Consider the following 11,951-nt stretch of genomic DNA (forward strand, 5'->3'; position numbering starts at 1 on the left):
ACCGGAAGGACATCAAACCCCTTCCAGAAAAACAAAATTACCGCGGGGTGGAGCAGCCCGGTAGCTCGTCAGGCTCATAACCTGAAGGTCGTAGGTTCAAATCCTACCCCCGCAACCAAATAAAACGCCGCTATATCAATCAGTTAGGTGGGTTTTTGCGTTAACGGAGAAAGCAAATAAATCATTAACGGAAGCTATTTGGAAGCAGGGGAAAGCTGAAAAAGTAGCGTACAGGTGTAGCGCGTGAAGCCTTCAAAGAGGCCCCATATTACATCATAAAATCTGTTCAACAGAACGTACTTGCACTGAATATCCGCAATGAGCTAGAAAGAAATGGCAAATTTATAGATTTTGAAACCTTAAATGTAGCGCCACCAAGTGGCGCGGGATACATCACTGATGCTGGTTTGGGTTGATCCTGTAAGCATCCCCTCCTCGAGACTCTTCTTAATCAGATTTCCTTTTGAACTTCCGTTATCGTGGACTTCGTAAATCACGCCAGTGGGAGTCTTCTCAAATCGTGCATAGGGGTCATCGAAGTCCTTCAGCTCAGGTATTTCTAGTTTGATTGTATTCTTATTTCCGTGAGCTTGAGCCGGATTAAGGCCATGAATGGCTCCAGATTGTACGCTCACAACGTTATCAATACCTTTGAAGAACTTCTCCGACACGCGAAACGGAATTTGTGTTTGGGTACCTCTGGCCTTACGCAGCCGCATCAAGATAGCTGTTCCGGTTGGATCGGCCTCTACGCTATCAGCAGCCATTGAATCAGAGGACGCCGGTAGTTTGCCGGATTCGTCGGCTTTTTTCTTTCGCCCAGGTGGTGAATAGGTCCGTGTCCCAAAAAGCTTCTCAGATTCTGATCCGTCCGACCGTTTTTTTGATTTTCTATGTGGTATTCTAACTTCTGCTTCTTCCTTAATGTATCCATTATCGTGAAGCTTATCTAAGGTAGTCTCATCGAGACGAATAACCAATTTGCTGGATGTATCGCACCATGATGTAATCGCATCCGCCGCGCTCTCGATAACGTCATTGGTTAGCTCGGTATCAAGTTGTAAGCCAGCTTCAACATTAGAGAAAAGTCCTGACTCCGTTAAATTATTTGAGCCTACAATCAATCTAGCCTCTTCGACGTTTCGAAATAAGTAAATCTTGGGATGGAATATGCTTCCCCCCTCATTGTGATAGACATATGTTGCACAAGTTCCATGCTTCTCGAGATCAAGGAGCGCCTGAAGACCTTCTTTCGTAGTGTTAAGGAGGTCTATGCCAACGATAAATGACAGTTGGCCTCCATGGGCAAGGAAGCGAGTAAAGCTGTCTTCCAGATAGTTGACGCCGGAAGCACGCACCCAAGCGACAGCTATGTCAAGAAAATCCCAGAATGGTTCAATGCCTTTTCTTTCGTCGATATGCTTCAGCAATTCTGTGCCAAAACGGATCGAAAGTGGCTGATTGTAAAACATTTTCCCCTCGATTTTTGCACAAAATTAGACTAATGGCAGATTTTTGTCGTCTGCTTCTTCTATCGGCAAGTAGGGCACCACGTTCTCAATTCCATCCATCAACTCGCTGTATGGCTTCACCTTAGCACCAGTCGTCTTCTTATGGCTCGGCTTGGAAAATATTAGAATATATTCATGGACGTTCTTGAATAAGAAATTAGGCGGGTATGGATAGCTGCCAAAAATTGGTCTTTGTGCCCCAAAAGATCCCCATTTCCCACCGGTTCCATCTTTCGACCAAATGATTTCATTGATCATAACAAATCCTAGGCTCCGTAAAAGTACAGCAAAGTCTGTCGCCAAAGGGAAAGTAAGAAGACCATGATTAGTTTGTTGGTTTACGTTTGCAGTAACGACACACATTTTACGTCCGGGTGCTAATACACGATAGCATTCTTCAAATACCGGCCGGATTCCATTTAGAAATTCTCTATAGTTTGGTATATTACCGAGGTTGCTTTCGCCGTCACCGTAGTCGGCTTTGTCCCAATAAGGTGGGCTAGTTATCACGAGACCAACGCTGTCATTGGCTACTGAATTCATATTCCTGCTGTCGCCTTCAATGGTAGTCAGTGGTACAAAATTATCAGCATGCCCATTACGCAGGTGTTTGCATTCCCTCTCTATGATTTTGACATATTCAGGATTTTGTTCGATGCAGATAGTACTTCGACCAAGCGGTATAGCTGCCTTTGCAGTTGTCCCTGCACCAGCGAACGGATCAAGTACTGTTTCACCATAGAAGCTGAAGAGTTTAGTAAGTCGATGCGGTATCTCAATCGGAAAAGCAGCAGGGTGGCCCTTGTGAGCCTTATTCGCTATTGCCCAAACGGTTTTTGTATATTCACGCCATTCCTCTTTCGTAAGCTTGCTCTTCTCCTTTATCTCCGGCGAGATTTTTTTGGTCATTCTGGATTCTTTCCTCTTGAATTTCTTGGTTCGGCATAAATAGTTCAGCGGACGTTATTGTTTTGGTGAAGCGTTCGAGCTCGTTTGAAAGCAACCTCGGCTGGTTTAGCGAGGCAAGTACAATGTTGTCAACTCTGCGTCTTAGATCGGGTGCCGCAGCTGCCGAAAAAGTATAAGAAACCCGCCCCCGGTTCAGGCTTCGAACGGGGTTCTTGACTGCTAAATTCCATATTTCACGGCCAAGTCTCGCGAGTTGGTCAATATTTGTTTCCGACATTGTTAGGCGCCCGATCGGTAAATTGACCAGCGTGGCACGATTTACATGGAAACCATCGCCCCAAACGTGCCACCACCAATAAGCAAAATTTCCGGAAAGGATAGCGAAAGCCGCATCCGCATCTTTGCTCGATCCACAAGTTAGACGTATTAGAGGATTGGTTGACAGAGCTTCATTCTCGTTGGTCGTCAATACACAGACCCTCCCAATCCCCAAGAAATTGTATGCAGTGGGTGATACAAATACATTGGTCATACTACCGAACGGCACTGTATCCAAGGTCGTTCTGTCCCATTGTGGTACTAAGTGACCCAATCGAACGGGTTCGTTCGATACTTGCTCGAAGAGCTCAGCATGGATAGTACCGTGAATTTTTGGGATGCCTGCTCGAATATCTCCCCGGATACGCGTATAGCAAATGTTCTGGAGCATTTTTTGCCGATCATATCCTCTCCATTTGCGAAGTGGGCCCGAAAATATCTTTTTCGATTGCCTTTGATTTTGCCAAAGCAGAATAGCGTTTCTTGTTTTTACATCCTCACCGAAGAGAGCATGAGGCTGTCGATCAAAAAATGAGAATTTCCATGTCCCGCTTTTTTCCTGAATAAAGGCTCTACATGCAGCGAATTGAGTACCAGAATTATATGCAATCGAAAGAGGTACGACCATCGCCCCAACCCCTTCTGAAGCACACAGTCTAACCATTTGTTCTATAAATACTGGATATAAATCGGCAGTCGGTTTCGGTTTCGCAGCGATTGAGCGAAACCGATTAGCCAACTCGGTTACGTCATCCCGAATACCTATGCCAGCATAAGGAGGATTCCCAATAACTAAATCAAAACCGTCTTTTGCAGCAGGAAAAATATCATTTAAGAGGATCCGACCTTCCTGCTCTCCAAACTCAGCTTCTTTGTCGATTAATAGCGCATCACAATTTTTGAGGTTGCGACGGAGCATTGTCCAAGCCGCCATTGGTGATGGCATTACCTCTACGGCACTCTCTATAGTATCGAGTAATAGAACGCTCGCGGCCCCATCCAGCGCCAAAGGATCAATATCACAGCCAAAAAGTGTTTCGGATGCAAGTTTAAAAGCATTTATGCTTGGGTTGTTTTTTTTCTGTACTGCGAGCACAGCTCGTAAAAAGACACCAGTTCCGACTGCGGGATCGAGCACCTTTGGGTGTTGAAAGCCTTCAAATCTCTCCATGGCCGATCTTGCCATAAAGTTTGCTACATCCAGTGGCGTGTAAAACACTCCTTCATTTTTCTTTTTGGTTCGTGATTTCTGGGTGCTTGGGTTTCGTTTAACACTTAATCGGGACCCCGGTCCGTGCGATTCCAATATATAAGGTAAAAGCTCCCTAATACCGGAACATCGAGAAATTGCTTCAAGTTCTTGACTCAGAGTATTGTCCATTAAACACCAAAAGGAGTATTCTGCAGAGCTTAATGGCCTGCCCAAGGACCATGCCTCAGAATGGGATAGTCGATCTTTCGCCTTTATGCACTTCCCTGCAAGAGCAACAAGCCAAATGGAGAAAGATAACCACGCTACTCTCTTGTATTCATGCTTCATTTGAACTGGAATGCCGCGATTTATCATAGTGGGATGAGCTGCAAAAGCCTCGCTCAGCGACGTGACTATACGGCGCCCATTTTTAGCAACTTCTTCGACAGCTGTCGAAAGGACGTACCCACGCCGAGGCTCGCCATGGAAGCATTGCTTGCCTGCGGCTGCCGACTCCATTCTGGCAACTAACTCAATTTGTTGAAGGGGTTGTTTTTCCATACTCAACAGCTTTTTCTCCTGAGAGGTTAAGCCAATACTGCAGCACGAATTGCTCATGCCAAAGACACCCATTGGTTCATTAAGATTGATTCGGGTTCCGATATTTCTCGTCTTTCTAACATCACAATTGTACGACGTTTGTATTTAGCGCTTCCTCATTTTTGGTATAATTTGCATGATATGAATCATGGCTGACTTTGCTTCAGATCGATGCAAATCGCAACAACATTTTGTATCAAAAATGAGATGGCCTACCAAATAAGGGCTATATTCTGGGAGAAACGTACTTTGACTAGGCTGCTAAAATGATCCTGTAAGTCGGGCAGAGTAACAAGTTGTGTCTCGATATGGAGTTTGGACACGCAAACGATGAAGAGACGTAGATTCTCAGGCAAGTTCAAATCCACTGTCGTTCTTGTGGCAAGAATGCATAAGAGAAAGTTGCCAGCCCAACGCTACATCACTTAGAGTAGTCGGCCGCCAAAGCCCATGTCGCCATTTTTTAGAAATATTATTTTATAGCTTCAGCGAATGTATGCTTTAGATCAAAAAAGGGAAGTCACTAATTTAAACACGACTGATTCATTATCATTTAGAGCCGCACTCTTTCTCTTCCCGGAATAGGTTTTGGATGAGCTTTCCTTGGAGGAATGTCTGATTTGACCCGGTTACCCGTTTGGTGTTGAGTTTTAAAAATTAGCCTATTTTGCGCCCTATCTCTGCTTTCAAAGAAGCGAGTATCAGGGGTGTTGATTATATTCGATATGGTTTGCCCAATATCCCTGCCCAATGTTTCCCTAATTTCTTCCTCTTCTAGTTCCAGCACAACCGCTAGCCCAGCGGCATTGCCGGTAATCTGTTGCATGTAAGTTTCGGCCTGCTGTTCCCGGAATACTTCCCGGACTTGTCCGGGAACAAGCCCTGAGCGATAATCGGTGAGCTTCTTTGAAAGACATTCCATTGCGGATAACCATAATGGATGCATACGCTGCCGCGTGACATTGCCGTCTGTCTGGAAGTCATCGAGATAACGCACTTTCTCAACGGCATCATTGAACACATCTCCAATCGAGTTTTCGAGATCGGTAAAGGTCCGGATGTTCCATTTGTCCTTGAGCTCCTTCTTTCCGGCTCTCAGTTCAACCCGCCAGATATTTTTCGTCGTATCCTTGGGGTCTATTTCCCAAACCTTGAACCAGTAGTAGGTTCGCTGCTCAATGGCGGCTTTTCGCTTGTTATAAACGATCGCCTGCCGCCCCGGCATCTTGCCAACGGTCACAGCCCCGATACGTCGCCCCTGAAAGACGAGCGACGGGGTATTGGGGTCCGGTTCTTCTTTCGGGTCAAAATAAGGCTTGACCTTGGAGCGATGATGCGTGACGAATTGCATATGATTGAGTTCGAAGGTTTCCGGCATGAGAAAATCCATGGCGAAATCCACACGCCGGATACTCTCTATCCCAAACCGGCATCCCATATCTTTTAGTGTGTGTAAAAACCGTTCCTTGGTTTCCTGATAGCTATAGCAGGCGAGGGCGCTTGCATGGGGTTTGACGGCAATATTCCATTTGCTAGGATCAGCAGTGTCCTTGAAGTTCCATATATCCCCCGTAGGTCCAGTATCGAACAGGAACGCATAACCGCCGGTCAGGCCGTGGGACGCAATATGTCCTGCGACGTTACCGGGGCCGATTGTCACCAATTGCCGCTCCTGCTGTTTCGCCGCTTCCTGCTTGGCTTCGCGAAAGACTTCCAAAACCTCAATTGGCAAGGCTCCCAGAAAGGCGACTTCGATGGTGTCGAAACCTGCATAGAGTTGTTTGATCTTCATGGTTACGCTCCTTTACGTTTAAGTAATTCTAGAGGGGGGTGTTACAAAGACCCCCCTTTAACGGAACTGTTCCGTTGGTTTGTGATTATCTGTTTAGTGGTTTGGCGCGCTCCGCGCCGGGGAAGCTTTTAGGGGTTTTGGGGCGGGGCGAGGGGGTGCTGCTTGCGCCGCAGCCCCTCACAGCCTCAACTTACCAAGTCTGCGGATAAAGCGGGTTAGCTCCCGGCAAACTGTGACGTGTTGGCGACCAGCAAAGACTCTGCCCAGGAAATGAGATCGCGGCGGCGGTAGCGGATGGAACGGGAGGAGACTTTGACAAAATCCGGGCCGCCCCCGCGTACCCGCCAGTTCTGCAAAGCCCGGACGGTGTAGCCCAGAAACTTCGCGGCTTCGGTTTCATTAATCAGGCTGTCGTAATAAGCCTGACTTTCGGGACGATCATTCGGGATAGTATTAACGTTCATGGTATCAAATCCTTCGTACATGTTATCGAATGACCTGAATATCGCTAACGCCGTCTTTTGATAAAACTCCCCAACTGTTTTAAATAAACCCTAGGCTTTGAGCCTTGGGTTTAATTTCTTTTAAAAACAAGGGCTTGAGATTCAAGAAAATTAAACCCCAGACTATGAAAAGGTAAAAGTCCGGGGTTTAATTTCCCGGCCGCCCCTGTTTCTTCCAATGGGAAGGTGCATGATCTTTCCAGACGTCATCGAACATATTGCGAGTGAGATCAGGAATTTCGGTATTCATTGCCTGCCAGCAATCATCCTTTTTTATTCTCTTATGTGTTTCCGTTAGCTTCGTAATAAGTCGGATGGCCTGTTCCTTTATTGTCAGGATTTCCGGCTCACTTTCAACAAGAGGCTGAAGCGTTATCAGCCATTGCTCAAAGGATGTTTTCGAAACAAAGACAGGAGCATCCCCGCGCGTGCTGTATTCGGGCGGTGCGGTGGCAAGGGAAAGAGATACGGAAGTTTCAAAACTCTCATAGCCGCGCCAGAGCTTCCAGTCGATGATCTGGTCCAGCCCGAACAGCGCCTTTATCTTTTTATCGGCAAAGCCAGAGAACAGAATTTCCCGGGTCTGCTGCCCGCGCTGATATTGCTCATAATCGGCAATCAGGGTTTCCCGGTAGGAGGGCAGGGCGCTTTTGCGGTTGAAAAGCTCCTGCTCCTGTTTTTGGAGCTCGAACAGTCGCTGGTCAATCTGCTGTTTCTCCGGTCCCCTTTCCAGTCTGCCGCCCTTCTGAAAAAGCGCCGTCTTTTCAAGCCCTATCGTATCGAGCTGGTCATCCAGTTCGCTATGCCGGGTTTTCAGAAAGTCCGGATCATCGGACGGCGAAGCGAAAGCTTCCATGCCCGTCCAATCGTTTCGATACAAATGACGCCCGAGCCGATCGAATGCCTGCAAGAGGAAATAATGGTTATCGAGATCGAATTTGAGCGGCATGGGATTAAACCCTTCTGGATAAACAACGTAATTGAGAGGGAATAACCCATAAGGGAAAGAGGCGGAAAAATAAACCACTGGCGCATCCCAGCGTGTCAATTCCCTTACGGGATAATGTGAAACGTTCCCATACGAGTTTGAGTCAAGGAGCGCATAGATTGGGAGATAATTCCTTGGAAACGGTTCGTATCGTTACGTAGAGGGGCATCTATCTATTTCATGGGCATGATCAGGCATTCTCGTAAAGAATATCGATAACCGGGCAGTCCGTCGCGATTCCGCCCGCGCATTTATCGGCGGCGCTTTCAAGCACGGAGCGCAGCCGGATCAACTCTTCAATCTTCCTGTTGATTTCTTTCAGATGCCTGACGGTGACGGACTGCACTTGTTCGCATGTTTTATCATTGCCGATCAAGGATAAGAGCTGGCGTATTTCGCTGATTGAAAACCCGAGTGCCCGTGACCGCATGATAAAGGCCAGCTGCCTCAAATGATCATGCGAATAGCTCCGATGCCCGCCATTGCTTCGCGGCGGCTCCGGGATCAGTCCAATACGTTCGTAATATCGTATCGTTTCGATATTGCAGCCGGTTTCCCGGGACAGAGCGCCGATGCCAAAGTTTTTTATGCTCATTGTCAGAATTCCCTTGTACCTGTAGCGACTACAGATTGTAGCATACGGGGATGCAAGATAAGAACCTGCTTAAAATCGGGATAGTTGGGACGATAATAGCGGCGCTCTGTTGCTTTACGCCGCTGCTCGTCATTCTTGCCAGTGCCGTTGGCCTTTCGGCAATTTTGGGAGTGCTTGACATTGTGTTACTGCCCGCGCTCGCGATATTTATAGGAATTACGGGTTACGCCCTATGGAAACTCAAGTACAAAACATCGAATTGACCTCGACCCTTACCTGTCCGGAATGCGGGCACAGCGAAACGGAAACCATGCCGACGGATGCCTGTCAGTGGTTTTATGAATGCAAGGGCTGCGGCCTTCTTCTGAAGCCCAAGGCAGGGGATTGCTGTGTCTATTGCTCCTATGGGACGGTTCCTTGTCCACCGATACAACAGGGCGGTAACTGTTGCGGAGCCGATGGGGGTGACGCGGATTAAAGCTGACGTTCAGTCCGGCCATTAGGCACCGGTTTAATCCCTGCCAAAGCAGTTATTGGGAAAATCATTTTCCCTATACGTTACGATACGTATCTTTTCGATTCCGCGCCATACCAAACAATACGTAAAAATTATGCGATTGCGCCGCCCTTCAGGAGCCTCGCCAGCTCACTCGATACCCGTTCGGCGGCATTCTGCATGGGATCATCGGCGAGATGGGCATAGCGGGCGGTGGTCTGCACTTGGTTGTGCCCGAGCAGCTTGCCAATCATCGGCAGGCTCTCGCCCGTGCCGACGGCTGTTGACGCAAAGGAATGGCGAAGATCATGGAGCCGCACATCTTCCAGCTTGGCGGCTTTACGTATCCGCTGCCATGGCTTCTGCATATCGGTGATATGGGAGCCGGGCAGCTTGCCGGTGATCACATAGGGGTTATTCTCGATACGCTCGATCCCGGAAAGAACCTCTAAGGCCGCCGGTCCAAGATAAACCCGTTTCGCGCCGGTCTTTGATTCCGGCAGAAAGGCGGAACTGGCCTTGATGAATTCCCATTTAAGGGTTTGTATCTCGCCAAGGCGGCAACCGGTCAGGATCAACAGGCGAATGCAGTTAATCGCCGATTGTGATTCAATGCCTTCTTTTTCCAGATCAATCAGCGTCTGGCCCAGCCGGGAAAGCTCTTCGCCGCTCAAATACCGTTCGCGCTTCTTTTCTTCATATTTCTTGACATGGCGGCAGGGGTTCGAGTTATCGGGACGCAAGCCCCAGACTTCCGCTTGATTGAACATGACAGAGAGAACGCCCAAGGTCCGGTTCGCCTGATAGGGCGTGTCCCGGTGCTTGTGATGCAGATCGGCGATATCGCTTCGCTGCACGTCCTCCACCTGCACCACGCCAAAGGCGGGCTTGATAAAGAGGTCCATGCAGCGCCGGTATTCCTTCGCCGTGCTTTCCCGGCAGTGAGACGGCACATAATCCGACATAAACCGCTCGCAAAGTTCTGACACCAGAGCCGCCCCGCGCTTGCGCTTGGCCTCCTCGGCAGGGTTTGACCCATGGGCAACGCCCCCAAGCAGCTCACGGGCCTTGTCCTTGGCTTTCTCGGCGGTTACCGTGCCAAACCGGCCCAGCCCTTTCCGCCGGGTGCGTCCGCCGCCGTCGCGATACTGAATGAGGAAAGTCTTTCGCCCGGACGGCAATACCCGCAGCCCATATCCGGGCAGGGTTTCATCCCAGACAAAATAGTCTTTCTCTTTCACCAAAAGGCCGTCAATGGTACGCTTGTTCAGTCTCATATTCGCTTCCATCTCCCAATCTGGAAGCATAATGGAAGCAAGTGACAGCGATAATCAAGATATTTATGAGAAGGCAAGAGTAACAGTTACGTAGAATATCATAATTTTAACAACGCTATATGTCTAACCATGCGGCTATATGGTAATCTATGATAACCCACATAAACTAACTCATAACCTGAAGGTCGTAGGTTCAAATCCTACCCCCGCAACCAAATTAAAAAGGGTCCCTTCAGGGACCCTTTTTTGTTCGGTGGCAAGGGCCAGGATGAAAAGCTTAGGGCGGCTTGAATTTACATACTGACTTCAAGATAGTATTCAATGGGGCTAAAAGTGCCAGTATGATAGTGCGTTGGTCAATATTCCAGCGCCCGTTCCTCTAGCACCCTGTTACTGCCCAAGGAGAATAATAATGAAAACACGTCGTGAGATCGGGCTGAAAGTGCTTGGGGAATTGACGGACTCTGATGGGACCGGGATTTTGAGACGGCTAAAGGAATTTCCGGTTCTAGCTGAGGGGGTTGTTGATTTTGCCTATGGTGAGGTCCTCTCGAGAGATGTCCTTGATCCTAAAATACGTCAATTGGCCACTGTGTCGTCCTTAGCGTCGCAAGGCATGCTCGCTCCCCAATTAAAGATTCATTTTGCTGGTGCGCTCAATATCGGTGTGAAGCCTGAAGAACTGGTGGAGATCGTCTATATTACAGCCATTTATGCAGGCATGCCGAAAGCCCTGAATGCGGCCGCGATCCTGCAGGAAGTGTTCAGAGAAAAGGGAATAAACATCAAGGTGATGGAAGAGTAAGCAGGAAAACGACTGTGGAAGAAGGGCAACGTTACTCAATTTTCGGTCGGCCATCGTTTGAGGTATCGGCAATTTCAAGAATAAGCTTCTTTCGAACGGCATTGGCGAATGTATCAGTATTATCCGCGGTGATAACAAAGGCCCCATTGCCACCGATGATTTGTTCTTTGAATGCGAGTTCAAGGTCATAGTTGTTGGGTCGACCGGAACAATAGCGGCAAAGAATCGCAAGACCATTGATTGTGATACCAGCAGCAATAACTTCCTGCCGTGCCAGTTCAATTGGTAGCCCATCCCAATTATTGGCGCTATCTGCGGAAATATCGATAACGCGCCGAAAACCCCAGAAACTATTATTCTCTATAAGGTTTTTTCCGAACAGTAGCGCCGTCCCAATAGCGTTAAAGCCTTGAGCCTTTCTGGGCTGTCGTAGTAATTCCTTCGCAAATTGTTGGGCGCTTTCCAAGCTGTGGATAATTTGCCATCCCACCACTATATCCTGCGAGTTAGAATCTCCCCATTCTACGTAAGTGACAGCAATTCTTTCATAAATTGTTGTTTGAATAGCGGAAATTACACTTGGATCGGTAATGGCCTTGGCATAGCCTTCCCGCTGAAACAAGATTTCAGCATCGTCAATGGAGCCGGTTGCGTCAGCCAGCAGTACGAGTTCAAGTCCAACTTTCGTTTCTTCCTGTGCCACACTTGACAAGCTCCAGAAGGTCATCAGTAGGAACAGGCTTGCACCTAGTTTATGGTGGAACATTTCTCGCTCCCACGCCGATAATATAAGAAAAGTATAATTTGGTAATTTTGGCAAAGGGTCAAGTAGTCAAAGTCAGCACATTTTATTGGTGCCTACGCTTTGCCATTGCAAGCGGTCTATAGAAAACGATCTGGAAATAAAAATAATTTGCAGAACCTTGACATTGTTTAGAATAATTCTAACTTACTTTGTACCTTGT

Annotated in this window: 12 protein-coding genes and 1 tRNA gene; 4 read left to right on the forward strand and 9 right to left on the reverse strand. The window is 47.9% G+C overall.

What is annotated here, in order from left to right; translation table 11 throughout:
* The first annotated feature begins 41 nt into the window (after positions 1–41).
* Positions 42–118 (forward strand) — tRNA-Met (locus tag LKE13_RS17425).
* A 241-nt stretch (positions 119–359) separates the two neighbouring features.
* Here LKE13_RS17425 and LKE13_RS17430 read toward each other — a convergent pair.
* From LKE13_RS17430 to LKE13_RS17460, 7 genes are all read right to left on the reverse strand, one after another.
* On the reverse strand, positions 360–1,472 hold the full coding sequence (locus LKE13_RS17430; RefSeq protein WP_227952927.1) for a phospholipase D-like domain-containing protein: 1,113 nt from the start codon (positions 1,470–1,472) through the stop codon (positions 360–362).
* A 24-nt stretch (positions 1,473–1,496) separates the two neighbouring features.
* Positions 1,497–2,420 carry a DNA methyltransferase gene (locus tag LKE13_RS17435; RefSeq protein ID WP_265334962.1) on the reverse strand — a complete coding sequence of 308 codons (924 nt, stop codon included), beginning with the start codon at positions 2,418–2,420 and terminating at the stop codon, positions 1,497–1,499.
* On the reverse strand, positions 2,356–4,491 hold the full coding sequence (locus LKE13_RS17440) for an Eco57I restriction-modification methylase domain-containing protein (RefSeq protein WP_227953174.1): 2,136 nt from the start codon (positions 4,489–4,491) through the stop codon (positions 2,356–2,358). Before LKE13_RS17440 ends, LKE13_RS17435 begins: the two co-directional genes overlap by 65 nt.
* Before the next feature lie 592 nt (positions 4,492–5,083).
* A complete protein-coding gene (locus LKE13_RS17445; RefSeq protein ID WP_227952929.1) occupies positions 5,084–6,322 on the reverse strand; it encodes a hypothetical protein in 1,239 nt (412 codons plus the stop codon).
* A 215-nt stretch (positions 6,323–6,537) separates the two neighbouring features.
* Positions 6,538–6,786, reverse strand: a complete 249-nt coding sequence (locus LKE13_RS17450; protein WP_227952931.1) for a helix-turn-helix domain-containing protein — start codon at positions 6,784–6,786, stop codon at positions 6,538–6,540.
* Between the two features lie 187 nt (positions 6,787–6,973).
* Complete coding sequence (locus LKE13_RS17455) at positions 6,974–7,852, reverse strand: hypothetical protein (protein WP_227952932.1); 879 nt, start codon at positions 7,850–7,852, stop codon at positions 6,974–6,976.
* A gap of 151 nt (positions 7,853–8,003) precedes the next feature.
* Positions 8,004–8,408, reverse strand: coding sequence for a MerR family transcriptional regulator (locus tag LKE13_RS17460; RefSeq protein WP_227952933.1), 405 nt, complete (start codon positions 8,406–8,408; stop codon positions 8,004–8,006).
* Positions 8,409–8,458: 50 nt separating this feature from the next.
* On the opposite strand from LKE13_RS17460, the gene merF reads away from it, so the two are divergent.
* Positions 8,459–8,671, forward strand: a complete 213-nt coding sequence (gene merF, locus LKE13_RS17465; RefSeq protein ID WP_227952937.1) for a mercury resistance system transport protein MerF — start codon at positions 8,459–8,461, stop codon at positions 8,669–8,671.
* On the forward strand, positions 8,641–8,886 hold the full coding sequence (locus tag LKE13_RS18820; RefSeq protein WP_321576152.1) for a GDCCVxC domain-containing (seleno)protein: 246 nt from the start codon (positions 8,641–8,643) through the stop codon (positions 8,884–8,886). The genes merF and LKE13_RS18820 overlap by 31 nt, the downstream gene beginning before the upstream one ends.
* A 131-nt stretch (positions 8,887–9,017) precedes the next feature.
* On the opposite strand, the gene LKE13_RS17470 is transcribed toward LKE13_RS18820, so the two are convergent.
* The gene (locus tag LKE13_RS17470) at positions 9,018–10,181 is read right to left on the reverse strand and encodes a tyrosine-type recombinase/integrase (RefSeq protein WP_227952940.1); all 1,164 of its coding nucleotides are present in this window, start codon (positions 10,179–10,181) and stop codon (positions 9,018–9,020) included.
* Positions 10,182–10,593: 412 nt separating this feature from the next.
* On the opposite strand from LKE13_RS17470, the gene LKE13_RS17475 reads away from it, so the two are divergent.
* Positions 10,594–10,986, forward strand: a complete 393-nt coding sequence (locus LKE13_RS17475) for a carboxymuconolactone decarboxylase family protein (RefSeq protein WP_227952942.1) — start codon at positions 10,594–10,596, stop codon at positions 10,984–10,986.
* 31 nt (positions 10,987–11,017) lie between these two features.
* Here LKE13_RS17475 and LKE13_RS17480 read toward each other — a convergent pair whose 3' ends face one another.
* On the reverse strand, positions 11,018–11,752 hold the full coding sequence (locus LKE13_RS17480) for a DUF1194 domain-containing protein (RefSeq protein ID WP_227952944.1): 735 nt from the start codon (positions 11,750–11,752) through the stop codon (positions 11,018–11,020).
* Positions 11,753–11,951: the final 199 nt, after the last annotated feature.

Origin of the sequence: Sneathiella sp. HT1-7, assembly GCF_020731145.1 — a bacterium.
Lineage (GTDB): Bacteria > Pseudomonadota > Alphaproteobacteria > Sneathiellales > Sneathiellaceae > Sneathiella.